This window comes from Acinetobacter sp. Leaf130 (genome assembly GCF_001423205.1).
Taxonomy (GTDB): domain Bacteria; phylum Pseudomonadota; class Gammaproteobacteria; order Pseudomonadales; family Moraxellaceae; genus Acinetobacter; species Acinetobacter calcoaceticus.
In genome coordinates, this window is record NZ_LMOE01000001.1 from 949,156 (window position 1) to 967,854 (window position 18,699).

Annotated in this window: 19 protein-coding genes; 11 read left to right on the forward strand and 8 right to left on the reverse strand. The window is 37.5% G+C overall.

Features of this window, described 5'->3' with window-relative positions; all coding sequences use genetic code 11:
- The first annotated feature begins 153 nt into the window (after positions 1 to 153).
- The 8 genes from ASF86_RS04095 (at position 154) to ASF86_RS04130 (ending at position 9,403) form a co-directional block, all read left to right on the forward strand.
- Complete coding sequence (locus tag ASF86_RS04095; protein WP_056479680.1) at positions 154 to 819, forward strand: NAD(P)H-binding protein; 666 nt, start codon at positions 154 to 156, stop codon at positions 817 to 819.
- 12 nt (positions 820 to 831) lie between these two features.
- The gene (rraA, locus tag ASF86_RS04100) at positions 832 to 1,338 is read left to right on the forward strand and encodes a ribonuclease E activity regulator RraA (RefSeq protein ID WP_056479683.1); all 507 of its coding nucleotides are present in this window, start codon (positions 832 to 834) and stop codon (positions 1,336 to 1,338) included.
- Positions 1,339 to 1,359: 21 nt separating this feature from the next.
- Positions 1,360 to 2,142: a glutathione S-transferase N-terminal domain-containing protein gene (locus tag ASF86_RS04105; RefSeq protein WP_081407545.1), complete on the forward strand. Its 783-nt coding sequence runs from the start codon at positions 1,360 to 1,362 to the stop codon at positions 2,140 to 2,142.
- A gap of 134 nt (positions 2,143 to 2,276) precedes the next feature.
- Entirely contained in the window at positions 2,277 to 3,209 is a 933-nt protein-coding gene (locus tag ASF86_RS04110) for a Dyp-type peroxidase (protein ID WP_081407628.1), read from the forward strand.
- Positions 3,210 to 3,291: 82 nt separating this feature from the next.
- Positions 3,292 to 3,648, forward strand: a complete 357-nt coding sequence (locus ASF86_RS04115; protein ID WP_017390587.1) for a hypothetical protein — start codon at positions 3,292 to 3,294, stop codon at positions 3,646 to 3,648.
- 134 nt (positions 3,649 to 3,782) lie between these two features.
- Complete coding sequence (mfd, locus tag ASF86_RS04120) at positions 3,783 to 7,244, forward strand: transcription-repair coupling factor (RefSeq protein WP_056479691.1); 3,462 nt, start codon at positions 3,783 to 3,785, stop codon at positions 7,242 to 7,244.
- A gap of 201 nt (positions 7,245 to 7,445) precedes the next feature.
- Entirely contained in the window at positions 7,446 to 7,880 is a 435-nt protein-coding gene (locus ASF86_RS04125) for an HIT domain-containing protein (protein WP_002117900.1), read from the forward strand.
- 56 nt (positions 7,881 to 7,936) lie between these two features.
- Positions 7,937 to 9,403 (forward strand): adenylate/guanylate cyclase domain-containing protein, encoded by a 1,467-nt coding sequence (locus ASF86_RS04130; RefSeq protein WP_017390589.1) that lies wholly within the window; start codon positions 7,937 to 7,939, stop codon positions 9,401 to 9,403.
- Positions 9,404 to 9,447: 44 nt separating this feature from the next.
- Here ASF86_RS04130 and fdx read toward each other — a convergent pair whose 3' ends face one another.
- The 8 genes from fdx to ASF86_RS04170 all read right to left on the reverse strand — a co-directional run bounded on the left by fdx (position 9,448) and on the right by ASF86_RS04170 (position 15,559).
- Positions 9,448 to 9,786 (reverse strand): ISC system 2Fe-2S type ferredoxin, encoded by a 339-nt coding sequence (gene fdx / locus ASF86_RS04135; RefSeq protein ID WP_003651552.1) that lies wholly within the window; start codon positions 9,784 to 9,786, stop codon positions 9,448 to 9,450.
- A 17-nt stretch (positions 9,787 to 9,803) separates the two neighbouring features.
- Entirely contained in the window at positions 9,804 to 11,663 is a 1,860-nt protein-coding gene (gene hscA, locus ASF86_RS04140) for a Fe-S protein assembly chaperone HscA (protein ID WP_056479694.1), read from the reverse strand.
- A gap of 38 nt (positions 11,664 to 11,701) precedes the next feature.
- Positions 11,702 to 12,220, reverse strand: coding sequence for a Fe-S protein assembly co-chaperone HscB (gene hscB, locus ASF86_RS04145; protein WP_056481731.1), 519 nt, complete (start codon positions 12,218 to 12,220; stop codon positions 11,702 to 11,704).
- An 84-nt stretch (positions 12,221 to 12,304) separates the two neighbouring features.
- Positions 12,305 to 12,625 carry an iron-sulfur cluster assembly protein IscA gene (iscA, locus tag ASF86_RS04150; protein WP_003651558.1) on the reverse strand — a complete coding sequence of 107 codons (321 nt, stop codon included), beginning with the start codon at positions 12,623 to 12,625 and terminating at the stop codon, positions 12,305 to 12,307.
- 30 nt (positions 12,626 to 12,655) lie between these two features.
- Positions 12,656 to 13,042: a Fe-S cluster assembly scaffold IscU gene (iscU, locus tag ASF86_RS04155; protein WP_003651560.1), complete on the reverse strand. Its 387-nt coding sequence runs from the start codon at positions 13,040 to 13,042 to the stop codon at positions 12,656 to 12,658.
- 67 nt (positions 13,043 to 13,109) lie between these two features.
- Positions 13,110 to 14,327 (reverse strand): IscS subfamily cysteine desulfurase, encoded by a 1,218-nt coding sequence (locus ASF86_RS04160; protein WP_005041010.1) that lies wholly within the window; start codon positions 14,325 to 14,327, stop codon positions 13,110 to 13,112.
- Between the two features lies 1 nt (position 14,328).
- Complete coding sequence (locus ASF86_RS04165; protein ID WP_003651563.1) at positions 14,329 to 14,802, reverse strand: Rrf2 family transcriptional regulator; 474 nt, start codon at positions 14,800 to 14,802, stop codon at positions 14,329 to 14,331.
- A gap of 109 nt (positions 14,803 to 14,911) precedes the next feature.
- Complete coding sequence (locus ASF86_RS04170; RefSeq protein ID WP_056479697.1) at positions 14,912 to 15,559, reverse strand: hypothetical protein; 648 nt, start codon at positions 15,557 to 15,559, stop codon at positions 14,912 to 14,914.
- A 208-nt stretch (positions 15,560 to 15,767) separates the two neighbouring features.
- Here ASF86_RS04170 and ASF86_RS04175 point away from each other — a divergent pair, with 208 nt between their 5' ends.
- The 3 genes from ASF86_RS04175 (at position 15,768) to ASF86_RS04185 (ending at position 18,661) form a co-directional block, all read left to right on the forward strand.
- Positions 15,768 to 16,223, forward strand: coding sequence for a phasin family protein (locus tag ASF86_RS04175; RefSeq protein WP_056479700.1), 456 nt, complete (start codon positions 15,768 to 15,770; stop codon positions 16,221 to 16,223).
- A gap of 168 nt (positions 16,224 to 16,391) precedes the next feature.
- Positions 16,392 to 16,664: an HU family DNA-binding protein gene (locus ASF86_RS04180; RefSeq protein WP_001043034.1), complete on the forward strand. Its 273-nt coding sequence runs from the start codon at positions 16,392 to 16,394 to the stop codon at positions 16,662 to 16,664.
- Positions 16,665 to 16,795: 131 nt separating this feature from the next.
- Entirely contained in the window at positions 16,796 to 18,661 is a 1,866-nt protein-coding gene (locus tag ASF86_RS04185; protein ID WP_056479703.1) for a SurA N-terminal domain-containing protein, read from the forward strand.
- Positions 18,662 to 18,699: the final 38 nt, after the last annotated feature.

Here is an 18,699-nt window from a genome sequence, read left to right on the forward strand (position 1 = left end):
TGCAACCATCACCAGCCCGTAAACAAGTGCCATATTGTGATGAATAGACACCGTGAAGTCAAGCCTTGAGAACGTTTTAAGCTGTTTTAGGGGCTGTTAAAACGGTAAGAAAAGGTTAAATTTAAAACAAACTTAAAGAGGGATGGATAAAAAATGACAGCAAGTAAGAAAAAAGCGATTGTGCTCGGCGCAACAGGGTTGGTCGGATTAGCACTTGTTGAAAAGCTCCAGCAGGCTCCGGAATTTGAAGCCGTTACGCTGGTGGTTAGAAAAGAATCTCAAGTATTTAATACATATGAAAAAGTTAATCAGCTCATCATAGAAGATTTCTTAATGTTGAATGATGAAGATGTGAATGGTTATACCCATGCATTTAGCTGTTTGGGAACAACATTAAAAAATGCGGGCTCAAAGCAAGGCTTCTACGCGGTAGATTATGAAATCAATGCTCATTTGGCAGATTTGGTGCAAGATAAACACATTCATCTTTTATTAGTGAGTGCCCTTGGTGCAAATGCAAATTCACCAATTTTCTACAATAAAGTGAAAGGACAGTTAGAAGATTATATCGAGAGCTTGGGAATTGAAAAATTATCTATTTTTAGACCCTCTTTACTGATTGGTAAGCGCAGTGATGTGCGGTTTATAGAGGATTTAGGACAAAGTCTATTTAAATTTATTGAGAATAAATGGCAAAAACCATTCAAATATAAACCTGTGACGGCGGAGCAATTGGCTCATACCATGGTCGTAGCGGCGCTAACGCAAATTGAAGCATTCAAACGATATGATAATCTGAGCATACAGAAAACTCGATAAGGGAGAATAGAAGTGTCCACAGTACCGTTTGTAACATGTGATTTATTAGATGATAACCCTGAAAAAGACTTACAAGTTGTAATTCCCTCAATGGATGGAAAGTTCTTTCAAAGTTATGGGGCGCGTAAAACTTTTGGGGGACAGGTTGTAACAGTAAAGTGTTTTGAAGATAACTCGCGTGTAAAAGAGTTATTGGCAACAGATGGTACAGATAAAGTACTCGTTGTAGATGGTGGTGCATCTATGCGTTGTGCGCTTATGGGTGACCTAATTGCGGAATCGGCAGTTAAAAATAACTGGAATGGTGTTGTAATTTATGGCTGTGTACGCGATGTCGATGCCATTGCTAGCCTTGATTTGGGTATACATGCATTGGCAGCAATTCCCCAAAAAAGTAATCGTAAAGGCATTGGCGAAGTAGATACCACTTTGTATTTTGGTGGTGTCACAATTCAATCAGGCGATTATATCTATGCTGATAATAATGGAATTGTGATTTCAAAAGAAAAATTAGTGTAATCACAGTCTATAAAGGATCGCATGATGGTGAATCATCAAATTAAAGTATTGCAAGCAGTTGTATCGGCAATTGCTGAAGGTGGTCGGGGGGTAACAGGTACTGCATTTCCTCAGCAACCTGTAAAAGCTTTGAAGCTATACGAATTTGAAGGTTCACCATTTTGCCGTCGTGTTCGCGAAGTGATTACTCTCTTAAATCTGGATGTTGAAATTTATCCATGCCCTAAAGGTGGGTTGAAGTATCGTTCTATTGTTAAAGAGACTGGCGGTAAATTACAGTTTCCTTTTTTAGTAGATGAAAATACAAGTGATTACTTATATGAGTCACAAGAAATTATTCATCATTTATTTAAACACTACGGTAAGACCGGAAAGACGCCTCAGAAATTTTCGAGTTACCCTAAGGTCCCTTATGCTGCATTTGCTGGGACCATATTAAATGGTGCTCGGGGAGTTTGGATAAATAAAAAAATCATTGATAGAGTTGCGCCTGAACAAAAACTTGAGTTATGGAGCTTTGAGGCAAGTCCTTATTCACGAGTTGTAAGAAGTCTACTCTGTGAGCTGGAGCTTCCTTATATTCTGCATAATGTTGCAAAAGAAAGATGGCAAGATCAAGGCCCAGCTATTCTTCGCTTAAAACCGGGTAAATATGTACCTCTGAAAGGTGGAAAACGAGAAAAAATATTGCCTGTTATGCAAGGTAAAATGCAGGTACCTTATTTAGTAGACCCTAATACTGGAGTGAAGATGTTTGAGTCTGCTCAAATCGTAAAATATTTAAAGAAGCAATATGCTCGTTGATTAATTAAGATAAGTTTTAGTAAGAGTTTAAGTCAATTTACTTAAACTCTTAAAAAGATCAGATTTCATAAGAACATGAATATGCTAAATTAAAGAAGTTAAATACCCAAATAAGGCATAATTTTATGGAATGTATGAGAATTCAACCTGTAACGAGTCATCCTGGTGAGAATGCATTATTTATTGTATTAGGATTAGCTCAAGGTGATTCTGTAGCGGAGAAAGTAAAAGATTTTGCTAGTAATTTTTCAGCATTAACTAGAAGTCTAACTAATCGCTATCCAGATAGTAAGTTTAATGCCACGCTAGGTTTTAGCTCAAATGCATGGGATGTATTGTTTAATGATCAGCCAAAGCCACAAGAATTAGAAACATTTAAAGAACTTAAAGGGCCGAAATATACGGCTGTTTCAACACCTGGTGATCTATTTTTTCATATTCGTGCTGATCGCCAGACTTTATGTTATGAGCTAGGTAATATAATCAATCAACAGCTTGGTAAAGTGACCTATTCAATTGATGAAGTGCATGGTTTTCGTTATTTTGATGGACGGGCAATTATTGGCTTCGTAGATGGAACGGAGAATCCAGAGCCCGTCATTGCAGCGCAATGGGCATTAGTGGGCAATGAAGATCCTGAATTTATCGGGGGGAGTTATGCTTTTATCCAGAAATATACACACGACATGGAAAAATGGCGTTCATTAACCGATGAAGAGCAAGAAAAAGTGATTGGGCGCAAAAAGTTCAATGATGTTGAGTTGGGTGATGACGAAAAGCCACTAACTGCCCATAATGTAGTAAGTAAAGCGCATGATGCAGAAGGTAATGAGCTTAAAATTATGCGAGCTAATATGCCTTTCTCAAATCCTTCAAAAAATGAATATGGCACATTTTTTATTGGTTACTCGCGTAAATTTAGTACAACCCGACAAATGCTTGAAAACATGTTCTTGGGGAACGAGCAGGGTAATCTTGATCGGTTGCTTGACTTTAGTACTGCTCAAACAGGAACTTTATTTTTTGTACCAACGGTCGATTTTCTTGATGATTTAGGTGATGACTAGTCGTTAAACTAAAAGGCTTAAATGATGGAAGTAACTAGATTACTTCCATTGCTTGAATTGAAAATTAATATGATGTGATGAAATGTTTAAGAAGATAACGCAGCTTTTTCAAGGCTCAAAAGAAACACCAGAACAAATTTACTTGCAAGAGAATCTATTAAAATTTGATTCTGAACGCGGCCCTATAATTAAGGATGTAGTAATTAATGAGGAATGGTCAGAACATCTTGAGTATTTCTCAAACCGTAAATTACAAAATTTTGATAATCTTCAGAAATTATTCCTAATTACTCCACAAATTAATGAAAAGATTGATCTGGAAATCGCAACCCAACGTTATGTAGAAAGATTGGGAAATACACAAGAAAAGCTACTTCAGCTTAAAGCGATTATACAAATATTAAATCAATATTACGTTTTGTTTTTGCGTGATAAATAATCATAGTTGATTGATTAAAAAATATAAAAAGTAGAGCTAACTAGTAGTTTGATTTTCAAAAAAATAACTCATTTCACTAAAAACATCATGCTACTATTAGGTTCATATCTTCTTAGCTGATAAAAGCCATATACATGTTTCAACAAGAAATCTCTCAATTGAATTTACAACAGCTCAAAGCCGGTGAAAAGCGTTGGGTGGGGTCGTTATTAGGTTCATCTGCTGCATTATTATTTAAAGAAATTGCTGTTCAGCATTCTTCTTTACTTGTTGTGGTCGCTAGAAATAACCAACATGTTGCTCAATTAGAAAGTGAACTTGAGTTTTATGGCATAAAACCGACAATTTTCCCTGATTGGGAAATCTTGCCTTATGATCGTTTGTCACCTCATCAAGATATTGTTTCAGAACGTCTTGCAATTTTATCTAATATGCCTCAGAAGGGTGTGTTACTCATTTCAGCAAGTACTTTAGCTCAAAGAGTTGCACCGTATTCATGGGTTTTGGGTGAACACTTTGATATTCATGTTGGACAGAAATTCGATTTAGAACAGCAAAAGTTACGTTTAGTACAAGCCGGTTATCATTTGGTAGACACTGTTTATGATCATGGTGAGTTTGCTGTACGTGGCAGTATTATGGATATTTTTGCGTCAGGGCAAGAAGCGCCTATTCGTATTGATCTGTTTGATGATGAAATTGATACATTAAAATTCTTTGATCCAGAAACGCAAAGAACAACGAAGCCTTTAAAAAGTTTTACAGTTTTACCAGCAAAAGAATTTCCACTAAAAGAAGCCCGTTCAATTTTTAGAGATCGGTATTCTGAACTTTTCCCTACGGCTAATCCTAAGAAAAACCCGATTTATCAAGATGTCCTAGAGGGAATTGCTTCACCAGGGATTGAATTTTATTTGCCATTGTTTTTTGATAAAGCACAAATGCAATCGCAAAGTACGCTTACAACATACTTCCCAAAGAATTGCATTGTAATTACAACCAATGATATAGATACTGACTTAACCAATTTTTGGAAAGAAGTTTTTCGTCGTTATGAAGACAGACGTCATAACGTAGATCAGCCAATTCTTCCTCCTGAAGAATTATTTATTGCTCCAAATCATTTGCTCAGTGCTTTAAATCAATTTCCGCGTATGTTGGTGAGCGCAGAAATAGTTGAAGAAAAAGCTGGCGCGTTAAATCTTAAGGTAGAGCAGCCACCCAAGTTACCAGTTGATCCAAAAAAAGAAAAACCATTCTCGGTAGTCAAAAAATATATTGATGAAGCAAATCATCCGGTCTTGTTGGTTGCAGAAAGTGCAGGTCGACGTGAAAGCTTAAGAGATGGTTTGCGTGCCAGTTTAGGAGATATCCCAGGCGTAGATAGTTTTGAACAATTTCAGACGAGTCAGTTTGCGATTGCTATTACAAATGCACCGTTAGACCGTGGTTTACTTTTAACAGACCAATTGTCGGTTATTTCAGAAAATCAGTTATATGAACATCGGGTAGTTCAGCGTCGTCGTAAACGCCAGCAAGAAGTTTCAGAAGAGTTCTTAATTCGCAGTTTGACTGAATTAAGTATAGATGCTCCTGTTGTTCATATTGATCATGGTGTGGGGCGTTATGCAGGATTAGTTACTTTAGCAATTGAAGGGCAAGATTATGAGTTCTTGCAACTAAATTATGCTGAAGGGGCAAAAGTTTATGTGCCTGTGACTAATTTGCATCTTATTAGTCGTTATAGTGGTGGAGACCCAGATTTAGCTCCACTGCATAAAATTGGAAGTGATGCGTGGAGTAAAGCTAAACGCAAAGCTTTAGAACAAATTCATGATGTTGCAGCCGAATTATTACATATACAAGCACGTCGTCAGTCAAAACCAGGTTTTGGCTTTGAACTCGATCAATCACTTTATATGCAATTTACCAGTGGATTTGCTTACGAAGAAACACTCGATCAGGCGAATGCTATTGAAGCCACGCTTCACGATATGCAACAAGCTAGACCTATGGATCGACTTGTTTGTGGCGATGTTGGTTTCGGTAAAACTGAAGTAGCAATGCGAGCCGCGTTTGTTGCTGTGCAAAACGGTAAGCAAGTTGCTGTTTTAGTACCCACAACTTTACTTGCACAACAACATTATGAATCTTTTAAAGATCGTTTTGCTGATTGGCCTGTGCGTATAGAAGTGTTGTCACGCTTTGGCTCAAATAAAGCCCATACAAAAAATATTGAAGATTTAATTGCTGGTAAAGTAGATATTGTGGTGGGAACACATAAACTTTTACAAGAAAATGTGCAATTTAAAGACTTGGGCCTAATGGTGGTCGATGAAGAACATCGATTTGGTGTGCGTGATAAAGAGCGGATCAAAGCATTGAGAGCTGATGTCGATATGTTGACGCTTACCGCAACACCAATTCCACGAACTTTAAATATGGCTTTTTCGGGAATGCGTGATCTATCTATCATTGCTACACCACCAGCCCGTCGTTTAGCGGTTAAAACATTTGTACAAGAACATACGGAAGCTTCTATTAAAGAAGCCATCTTGCGTGAATTACTACGTGGTGGCCAAGTATATTTCTTACATAATGAAGTCGATACGATTGAACGAGCTGCTGAAAACATCCGTGTTCTTGTGCCTGAAGCTCGTGTGGCAGTAGCTCATGGGCAAATGAGAGAAAGAGAGCTCGAACAAGTCATGCAGCAGTTCTATCACAAAGAATTTAATGTATTGGTATGCTCAACCATTATTGAAACAGGAATTGATGTTCCAAATGCCAATACAATTTTGATAGAAAGAGCTGACAAACTTGGTTTAGCTCAATTACATCAATTACGTGGGCGTGTGGGACGATCACATCACCAAGCCTATGCTTACTTACTGGTTCCTTCTATAAAACATTTAAAAGGTGATGCAGAAAAGCGTTTAGATGCAATCCAGCGTGCTTCAACTTTGGGTGCTGGCTTTATGCTAGCTACAGAAGATTTAGAAATTCGTGGCGCAGGTGAGCTCTTAGGTGAGCAACAAAGCGGTTCAATGCAGGCAATTGGATATAGTCTGTATATGGAAATGCTGGAGAAAGCCACTAAGGCAATTCAGCAAGGTAAAACCCCGAATTTTGATGCGCCTTTGTCATTAACTGCGGAAATCAATTTACATATTCCAGCGCTTATTCCAGATGAGTATTTAAGCGATGTTCATCAGCGTTTGTTGTTCTATAAGCGTATTAGTAATACAGATACGCAAGAAAAACTGGACAACATCCGTATGGAGTTAATTGATCGTTTTGGAGTGCCACCACAATCTGTAAAACACTTATTTAGTGTTCATCAGATTAGGCTAAAAGCAGAGCAGTTGGGTATTACCAAAATTGATATCAATACACAAGGCGGTAATATTGAGTTTTCACCGGATACTCCAGTTCAAGCTATCAGTATTATTCAGTTAATGCAAAAAAATCCGACCTATTACCGCATGGATGGTGGGCAGCGTTTGAAGGTTATGGTTCAGCTTGAAGAACATGAAAAACGTATCCAGTTCATTAATGATTTGTTAGCGAAATTATTAACTGAAATACATGTATAAATGATGTTTTGAAGCATTTTTTACTGCGTGTGAATTTTATGTAAGTTGATAGCATGGTTTTATGCATGATTTCTTGGAGCGTAGGAGGAATAAGTGCATAAAATCATTGTTATTTGTAATCAAACCAGACACTACCAATACTCACATCAAAACTGATGTGATAGTATTAGCCATTATTGTTTATTGTCATTTATAAAAGATATGTTTAGTTTGCATCCACAACTTGCTCAAGATACTTTTTTTGTAGGCGATTTTCCGCTTTCAACATGTCGTTTAATGAATGATATGCAATTCCCGTGGCTGATTTTAATCCCTCGTGTGCCGGGAATCACAGAATTATATGAATTGAGCCAAGCTGATCAAGAGCAGTTTTTACGCGAATCAAGTTGGTTGTCTAGCCAGCTATCTCGAGTATTCCGTGCTGATAAAATGAATGTTGCAGCTCTAGGTAACATGGTGCCTCAGTTGCATTTCCATCATGTCGTGCGTTATCAAAATGATGTTGCATGGCCTAAGCCAGTTTGGGGCACACCTGCTGTTCCATACACAAATGATGTACTGGCTCACATGCGTCAAACCCTTATGCTTGCTTTACGTGGTCAAGGTGATATGCCTTTTGATTGGCGCATGGATTAAATCAATGCAATGCCACATTTATATGAATGTGGCTACATTGAGGTATGGAGGATAGGGTGCAATTAGAGAGGTTTATCGATAGAGAGCCTAAGCAGTTTGCATATTTTCATCGCTTGATGGGATATTCAATTCTGTCCTTAATTTTAGTGATCTATGCGTTTACCTCACCTAATACAAATTATCAGATCTACGTTCCACCTTTCTTCCTATTTTTGCTTTTTATTAGCTCAAAGTTAGAGCACTGGCTTCAATACCAATTTGATAAGAAAACACAAAAAAGTGTTTTTTTTGCAATTGATGCAATTGTTGTAGCGGTTACCTTAGCGGGTCTGCATCTTAATTTGGTGCCTACATTTATTGCACTTTTTGCATTATTTTATTCTGCAATTAATAGTCGTATTTCTTTCGCAGTCATTTGTTTGACTAGCTTGCTAGGCGCGATTATTTTTTATTTAAGTACTTTTTTCCTATTTGGTTTTTATACATATTTTGAACCGACTAGCCAAGAGTTAACTGTAATTACACTCTTAGGTTTGGTCATGTTTATCACCATTGGAAATTATTACCAACATCGTTGGGTTAAAAAAATCAGTCAGCAGCGCCAACATTACTATGATCAAATGACGCGCTATATTGCTTTTGCTAATCAGTTAAGTCGTTATGCACCGCTACAGTTGTGGCAGTCTATTATGCGCGGTGAAGCGGAAGCAAAAATTGAATATAAACGGAAAAAAATGACTGTATTTTTTTCTGATATTCAGGGCTTTACAGAGTTATCAGAAACATTAATTCCTGATGATTTGGCATTTTTGCTTAATGATTATTTAAGTCATATGACGGAAATTGCGAAGCAATATGAAGCTACTGTCGATAAATTTATGGGGGATGCCATCCTCATATTTTTTGGTGATCCGAATTCTCAGGGTGTAGAGCAAGATGCCAAAGCCTGTGTAGAAATGGCAATCGCTATGCGTCAGCAAATGAAATTGTTACGCGAACGATGGAAAAAAATGGGCTATTCAGCCTTACACATTCGTATGGGAATTAGTACCGGTTACTGCCACGTAGGAAATTATGGGGCAACGCATCGTATGGCTTATACCATTGTAGGTCGTGATGTGAATTTGGCAGCTCGTTTACAATATGCTGCTGAAATAGATGAAATCTTAATTTCAGATGATACTTATCAAATAATCAAAAGTGATTTTCTTTGTGCTCCCAAAACGCCAATTTACTTAAAAGGTATTCAAGGTGCAGTAAAGACATGGCAGGTGATGGAGAAGTACACGGGGAATAAGTCAGATCATCAACAATGGTTTGACTATGAGTATAAAGGCTTTCATTTAGTACTTAATTTAGAAGAAGTACAAAATTATGAATATCCAGAATTGGTAGAAGTACTTGAGAAAATGGTTCAACGACTTAAAGTTCAACAAACTTTAATTAATACTCAAGGCATTGCACGGTTAAGGCTTGAAGATGAAGTGAAGCCTGCTGAAATTGATCAACAAGATCAAGTTTAAAACGTGAAGTAAAAAAAAGCTGCTTTTAAAGCAGCTTTTTTATTTTAATGATTTTCGGAAGCGTGATTGATTGTATATTTAGGAATCTCAATTTCTAAATCTTCATCAACAATCTTCACTTGGCAAGAGAGACGAGAATCTGGTTCAAGACCCCAAGCCCGATCTAAAAGATCTGCTTCAACGTCATCCATTTCTTCTAGACTGTCAAAGCCCTTGCGAACGACTACATGACAAGTTGTACAAGCACACGACATGTCACAAGCGTGTTCAATTTTAATTCCTCGATCAAGCAAACTTTGACAAAGATTTGCATTTTGTTCGACTTCAAATTCTGCGCCTTCTGGGCAGATCTGAGCATGAGGAAGTACTTTAATGCGGGGCATATTGATCACCTATACCTTTAGTTTGAATTTGACCAATCTTCAAGTTTTGTACCTTTTAAGGCGTGGTCAATATGTCGATTCATACGTAGTGCGGCAAAAGCATCACTATGTACTTTAAGTTGTTCTACAGCTTTTTCAATCGCTTGAATATCATTGCCTTCAAGTTGTACTTTTAGCAAGTTTTCAGCAGTTTTAAGTGCTTCAAGCTGTTCATCATTGAGTAAATCAGCATCAACTTTGAGAGCTTGTTCTAAAGCTTCAAGCTCACGTTGGGCTTCAACTTTGGTTTCTTTTAAATGACGCAGATTTTTATCTTCTTCTGCGTGCTGGAAACCTTCAATTAATAAGCGCTCAGTATCAGATTCCGATAGACCGTAAGATGGCTTAATATCAATTTGAGCTTGTACACCAGAAGTGGTTTCGCGAGCTGAAACTGTAAGTAAACCATCAGCATCTACCTGAAAGGTAACTTCAATGCGTGCTTGACCAGCAGTCATTGGAGGAATGCCGTGAAGGACAAATCTTCCTAATGAACGGCAATGCTCTACCAAGTCTCGTTCCCCTTGAACCACATGAATAAGCATGGCAGTTTGGCCATCTTGATAAGTAGTGAATTCTTGACGACGAGCGACTGGAATAGCGGTGTTACGTGAAATAAGACGTTCTACTAATCCACCCATGGTTTCTAAGCCAAGTGAAAGAGGAGTGACATCTAAAAGTAATGAGCCGTCTTGACTGTTTCCAATTAATTGGTTTGCAGTAATGGAGGCACCAATTGCAACTACTTCATCAGGGTTAATCGTACAAAGTGGTTCTTGATTAAATACATTACGAACTGCTTGCTGAACAGCATAAGAACGGGTAGAGCCACCAACTAAAACAACATTCTGAATATCAGTTAACTCAAGTTTCGCATCACGTAAAACGCGTTTACAAACACTGATTGTTTTATCTAAAGCAACTTGAATAATGCTTTCAAAAGTTGGACGATCAAGTGTTAGTACGTTTTCAAGTAGTTTTAATTGAACTGATTCTTGAGTTGATAATTGTTCTTTCGCTTGACGAGCAGCAACAATAAATACTGCATAAGTTTCATCGTTAAGAGTATCGATATTGAGCTGCTTTTTAGCCCATTTAACAATGAGGCGATCTAAGTCATCACCACCTAAAGCAGTGTGGCCACCTGTAGCTAATACTTCAAAGACACCTTGTGAGAAACGCAAGATTGATACGTCGAAAGTACCACCACCTAAATCATAAATTACATAGTTATGATCTGTAGCTAAATTAGTTTCTTGGTCTAAACCATAAGCAACAGCAGCAGCAGTTGGCTCGTTTAATAAACGTAATACATTTAAGCCAACAAGCTGGGCAGCATCACGTGTTGCTTGTCGCTGAGCTTCATCAAAATAGGCTGGAACAGTAATCACTGCGCCATTTATTGGATTTTGTAAGCTAGCTTCAGCACGGTCTTTTAATTGCTTTAAAATTTCAGCAGAAATTTCAACAGGGGTTTTACGACCAGCACGTGTTTCAAAAGCTGGCATTTCATTTTCAGAACCCACTAACTCATACGGGTGTTGAAATTTAATATCTGCTTTTGAACGACCCATAAAACGTTTTACAGAAACAATTGTATTTTTAGGATCGGCAATAAGGAAAGGCTTTGCTTCTTCACCATAGTGTGTTGCATCATTTCCATAGTGCACAATAGAAGGAAGGAGTCTTCTTTCTTTTTCGTCATTGAGTACTTTAGGTTTGCCTGATAACACTGTCGCAACTAAAGAATGTGTTGTTCCTAGGTCGATACCAATCGCAATGCGGTGTTGATGTGGGGCACTGGATTGACCCGGTTCAGCAATTTGCAAAAGTGCCATGAGTTAAATCCCTTGAATATAATTTGGAAAAAGCAAAATTAAAAATCGTCGTCTAAATCAAAGTTGTCTTCGTCATCCAACATTTGATCTTCTGCTTTTTCAATGTCGTTAAGAACGCGCTGAAAGAAACGTAATTTACGTACAGTATCTCGAGCTTCGCCCCAGTCCTCATCTGCGTAATCAATTTTAAATTCGCGAACTAGGCCATCCATCCATTGAAACACTTCTTGTTTAAGTGTGATCAGATGCTCTTGTGAAGTTGCTTCATCAAGTTGTTCACGAATTTCTAAAGCTGATTGTAAGAACTCAAAATCGCTAATGGATTGATCGAGGTGGTGATCTTGCTTTTTGAGTGACAATAGATAAGCGGCGCGGCTATCTACTTGCGACAAAGTTTTAAAAGCTTGATTGATTTCACTTGATTTGATCAATGCCTGATCTTTATCTTCAGCTTTATCTGGATGATACTGCTGCTGCAAATTCAAGAAACTAGATTTTAAGCTCGCCAAATCGATATCGAGTGCTACGGGTAAATTGAACAACTCAAAATGATTCATTGGAAATGAGGTCCACATTAATTAAATACATTAAAACAGTGCTATAAAAAGACACTGTTTTAATGAGAGATGAAAGGAGAAAGCTTAGACAGTGAAAGATTCACCACAGCCACATTCACCTTTTTTGTTAGGATTGTTAAATTCGAACCCTTCATTAAGGCCATTTTTAACGTAGTCCATTTCTAAGCCCTCTAAATATACTGAGCTTTTGGGATCTACAAATACCTTAACGCCAAATTGTTCGAAAACTTGGTCATGTTCATCAATAGAGTCTACAAACTCAAGAACATAGGCCAATCCAGAACAACCAGAAGTTTTCACACCCACGCGAATGCCTTCACCCTTACCTCGATTTTTAAGGTAATTGCTAATATGAGTCGCAGCATTTTCAGTTAAATGAATCATGAAAACTCCAACGTTTACAATGGTAACAAATTACGCTTTAGATTTTTTAGTGCGGTAATCTTCAATCGCAGCTTTAATCGCATCTTCAGCTAGTACAGAACAGTGAACTTTTACAGGTGGAAGTGCAAGCTCAGTCGCAATATCAATATTCTTGATGGTTTGAGCTTCATCAAGAGTTTTGCCTTTTAACCATTCGGTTACAAGAGAACTTGATGCGATTGCAGAACCACAACCATAAGTTTTAAAACGTGCTTCTTCGATTACACCGTTATCGTTTACTTGGATTTGTAAACGCATTACGTCACCACACGCAGGTGCACCGACCATACCTGTACCAACATTTTCAGAGTTTTTATCTAAAACACCAACATTACGAGGGTTTTCGTAATGATCAATTACCTTTTCGCTATAAGCCATGTCGCTTCTCCAAACCTCGGGGTCAGCCTAATATTAATATGAGGGTAAAAATACTAATTTCAATGAATTAGTGTTCAGCCCATTCAACTGTAGAAAGATCGATACCTTCTTTATACATATCCCAAAGCGGAGAAAGTTCACGTAATTTCTCAACAGCGGCTTTGGTAATTGTAAGCACATGATCAATGTCTTCTTCAGTTGTGTATTTACCAAAACTGAAGCGGATAGAGCTGTGCGCTAGCTCATCAGATAAACCTAATGCGCGAAGAACGTATGAAGGCTCTAAAGTTGCAGAAGTACAAGCAGAACCACTTGATACAGCAGCATCTTTAAGTGCCATCATTAAAGATTCACCTTCAACAAAGTTAAAGCTGACGTTTAAATAGTTAGCAACGTTTTGAGTTGGATGACCGTTTAAGAAAACCTGTTCAAGGCCTTGTAAACCATTCCAAAGTTTGTCACGTAGTTTACGAATGCGTTCTTGTTCTGCATGCAATCTTTTGCCAGCAAGTTCAAAAGCTTCACCCATACCAACAATTTGGTGAGTTGCTAAAGTACCAGAGCGCATACCACGTTCATGACCACCGCCATGAATTTGTGCTTTTAAACGAACACGTGGGCTACGACGTACATATAATGCACCGATACCTTTTGGACCATAAATTTTATGAGCTGAGAAACTCATAAGATCAATTTTCATGGTAGATAAATCGATTTCAACTTTACCAGCAGCTTGAGCAGCATCTACATGAAAGAAGGTTTTATTGGCGCGTGTTAACTCACCAATTGCTGCTACATCTGTAACTGTGCCGATTTCGTTGTTTACCATCATAAGAGAAACAAGGACAGTATCAGGACGAAGTGCAGCTTTTACCATTTCAGGGGTAATTAAACCTGTTTGTGGTTCTGGTTCTAAATAAGTAATTTCAAAACCTTGTTCTTCTAATTCACGACAAGGATCTAGAACAGCTTTGTGTTCAATTTTACTTGTAATAATGTGTTTGCCTTTAGAAGCATAGAATTGAGCTACGCCTTTAAGTGCAAGGTTGTCTGATTCGGTAGCACCAGAAGTCCAAACGATTTCACGTGGATCGGCTTTAATTAAATTTGCGACTTGCTCACGCGCATATTCAACTTTTTCTTCTGCCTGCCAGCCATAAGCATGGGAACGAGATGCAGCATTACCAAAGGTACCGTCGAAAGTTAAACACTCCATCATACGTTCTGCAACTTGCGGATCTACTGGAGTGGTTGCTGCGTAATCAAGATAAATTGGACGTTTCATATCAAATACCTGTACCCGATAAAAGAGCTGAATCTGTGCCAGTCACATTTTGGCGCAATGCAACAGTTTGAACGTTGTCTCGGCTAATGAGGTCGGCAAGAGAGATTTTTGCTAAATAGTCGGCAATATGATGAGAGAGTTCTTGCCATAAATCGTGAGTAAGACACATTGCACCATTTTGGCAGTTAGCTTTGTGGTCGCAACGCGTTGCATCAACGGTTTCATTTACGGCTTCAATAATTTCTAACACAGTAATTTCATCAGCGTTTCGAGCCAAATGATAACCACCATTTGCACCACGGACACTAGAAACTAACCCATGACGCTTAAGTTTAGCGAATAACTGCTCTAAGTAAGCAACTGAAATAGATTGACGAGCGGCAATTTCGGCGAGCGTGATCGTTTGTTCAGTTGGCTGCAAAGCTAAATCAAGTAGAGCAGTCACTGCGTAGCGACCGCGAGTTGTAAGGCGCATGATTCGATACACATGTTAAGACTAGATAATAGGATTTTATGAATCCCGACTAAAATAGTCAAGTTTTTTTATTTTTAATTCAAGTGCAGGAACAAAATGGAAAAATAATTTAAGCAACCCACAAATTATATATGAAAAAAACAATAAATATCAGGCTAATTATACCAAAGCCTAAGTTAATGTTGCGTTGACGTTGTTGTAAGCGAGTAATTCGATTTTGATATTGTTTAATTTCTACATGAAGTGAATTGATTTCTGAACGTTGTTGATCAATTTTTTCAAGCAATGGGGCAATTCGTTTACGTGAAGCAAGGGTTTCAGCTTCATCATCTGGTGTATTAAACCATTGCTTCCAGTCAGCTAAAAGTTTAGGCAGAGTAAGATGAGAAATTAAATCTAATAACTCTTTTTTCGTTTCTTCATCACCATCAATACGCATGTTCTTAAGGCTACGCTGATTTGAAAAAGCAAAAATCTTAATGAAATCGATAAGCGTACTATTGATTTCAAGATCAATACGTCGATCAAAAGAATGGATATCGAACAACAAACCCTTTTCTGTAAATTGAACATAAAAGTCAAAAAAAGGAAGGTAGCTATTGATGCGAATAGTTGTTTTGTTTGAAATAAACTTTTTCGCTTGCAAGCGAAGAACACCATCGTGGGTGAGAATAAATGAAAAGAAAGTTTCTAAAATAATTAGAACAATATTCAGCAACAGACGGGGATGTTTTTGTCTTTGTTGCGTTTCACTCATAAAAGTTTATCCTTACAAATAGCAGTTAACCGAAGAATGGGACATCCTATCCCAAACTTTAATAAATGTCCTGTTAAATATATTTACACGACTTAATTGCTTTGTAGAACAGTTTTGTAAATGGATCAAGTCTTTACTTTGATATTATAGAAATATTTTGTGGTCAAATCAGTCATCATCTCTCTCATCTGATTAGGAGCTTAGATCAATGGATAATGTAAATATAGATACCTCGACAGAAGAGTCAGAAGAAAAAAACAAATTAAAATCAAGAAGTTCAAGAAAGTCGGCTTTGGATTTTAGAAAGTATACCAAGCAAATTTGGTTAGCAGGGCTAGGGGCTTTTTCACGCGCAGAAGAAGAAGGTAATAAGCTATTTGACTCTCTGGTTAAGGTAGGTGAAGAGCTAGAATCTAAAACAGGAGATTTAGCAGATACTACTGTTGGTAAGGTCACAGAAAAAGCAAAAGAATCTGTATCTGAAACAAAAGATAAAGTAGAAAAAATTCTTGATACGAGTGTTAACCATTCTTTAAACCGGATTGGACTGGTGACTCCGAAGGATTTACAGCACATTGAACAGCTCTTGGTACAGCTTCATATTAAGGTGGATGCTTTAATAGAAGAAAACCAGCAATTGAAAGAAAAATTGAATAAAAAGTAAAAAATGTTGGGATTTAGCAAATATATAACAGTTTTTTAGCATTTATTTTCGCTAAAAGCCCTGCTCTAGTATTGCGTTTTCCCCCAAAGCATTGCTATAAAGGCGTCATGGCCTTTTAAACTATAGCCTTGGACCTTAAACAAACGATATTAAGAGGATGTTTTATTCATGAATAAATCAGAATTAATCGATGCAATTGCTGAAAAAGGGGGAGTATCTAAGACTGATGCAGGCAAGGCACTCGATGCGACAATTGCGTCAATTACTGAAGCACTTAAAAAAGGTGACACAGTAACTTTAGTTGGTTTTGGTACTTTCAGTGTTAAAGAACGTGCTGCACGTACTGGTCGTAACCCTAAAACTGGTGAAGAGCTTCAAATTAAAGCGACAAAAGTACCTAGCTTCAAAGCTGGTAAAGGTCTTAAAGATTCAGTAGCTTAATCTTTTAAGATGATTAAACGCGCCAATATAGGCGCGTTTTTTATTAAAAATCTGAATTGACCAATATTGCTCATTCATTGATTGTGGTTTTTCAGTTAAAATTCGCCTCGAAATAAAATATTGGAATACTTATGGAATCGTTTCGTACAGTCATTAAGGGTTGGCTCGGCAAAGTCCTTCTAATTTTGTTTTTGACCCCTTTAGCACTTGTAGGTATTGAAGGATATTTTAATAGGGGAAACAAGGCTGATGTTGCAAAGACAGTAAATGGCCAAGAAATATCTAAAAAAGACCTTGAAACTTTAACTCAGTCTTACAAAGAACAATATTTAGCTGCTGTTAAAGGTGATGAGAGTTTACTTAATTTGCCTGTTATTCAGGCTAAGGCACTCGATATTTTAGTGTCACGTAATTTACTAATTCAACAAGCTGAAAAACTAGGTATTTCACTGAGTGATACTCAAATTGAGCAGATGTTAGCTCAGCAGCCTAGTTTGCAAGAGAATGGGCAATTCTCGCAAAAACTCTATGAAAATTATTTACGTTCTATTGGTATGACAAGTCAGGGCTTAATATCTAGCCTTCGTCAAGATCATGCTTTAAAAATGCTAACGTCAACTTTTTCTGATTATTCTTTAGTAAGTAAAGTTGATTTAATGCAAATTGCGAATTTGCAAACTGAACAACGTACATTACATTTGGCTAGTATTAAATTAGATGGTTATAAAACTGGTTTAACTGCCTCTAATCAAGAAGCTACAGATTATTACAACAAACACCAAAATGAGTTTAAGCAACAAGCTTCTGTTGACGTGGATTATGTTGTTGTGTCTCCATCACTGATGGCTAAACCAGCTCCTGCAACTGAAGCTGAACTTCAGCAAGCATATAGCAAGTTCGTTGAAACTCAGAAAAAAGATGCTAAACGGACTGTGAAGCATATTTTAATTACTACAGATGCTCGTGATGATGCAGCAGCTCAAAAACTTGCTAAAGAAGTATATGCGAAAATTCAAGGCGGTCTTACATTTGCACAAGCTGCATTTCAGTTCTCTGAAGATCCAAGTTCGAAAGCAAAAGGTGGTTTAGTTGAAGCATATGCACCAGGTGTGTTTTCCGATGCGTTTGATAAAACTGTAGTGAGCTTAAAAAATGGACAAATTTCTCAACCAGTAAAAACTCAATATGGTTATCATATTATTGAGGCAGAAACTCAAGCTAATCAAATCCCTTCATTCGAAGCAGAGAAGGCGCGTTTAACAGCTGAGGTTGAAAAGAATAAAGTTGCGACTGTTTATTCAGATACCGTAAATAGTCTAAATGAAACGATTGTTGGTAATGATTCTTTAGAAGCTGTTGTGCAAGAAGTAAAAGGTACAAAAGTTGAATCATTAAATGGCGTAACTTTAGCTACACAAAATCCGTATTTAAGTGATCCAAACGTTAAAATTAAATTGTTTAATGATGACGTGAAAAATGGTGACCGTAATACATCATCTAATATTCAGTTAGCGAATGGTGATACGGTATGGGTTAAAGTACGTGATTATCATGCTGCTGGTGTAAAACCTTTAGCACAAGCGATGAATGAAGCGAAAGCAAAAGTTATCGATGAAAAAGCGCGTAAAGTTGTTCAAGCAAAAATTGCTACAATGTTGGCTGAATTTAAAACTCAACCAGCCGATCAAGTTGTTGCTAAAAATAAAGTAGCATTTGAATCGGCTGGCGTATTTAGTCGTTCACAAGGATTAAAGCGTGAAATTGAGCGCGCAGCATTTAGTGCAGCTACACCTAAGCCAGGTATGTGGTCTGTTTCAACAGCGAATTTACCAAATGAGCTGGTCGTTGTTGCAGTTTCAAATGTAAATTCATCTGCTGCGAATGCTATTCCTGCTGATCAGTTACAGCAGTTAAAGCAACTTTATCGTCAATCGCGTGGTCAACAAATATTAGAAGATTACAGTCAATATTTAAAATCACATGCGAAAATTAAATAATAATTTGATTCAATAAAAAAAGCGCCGAGGCGCTTTTT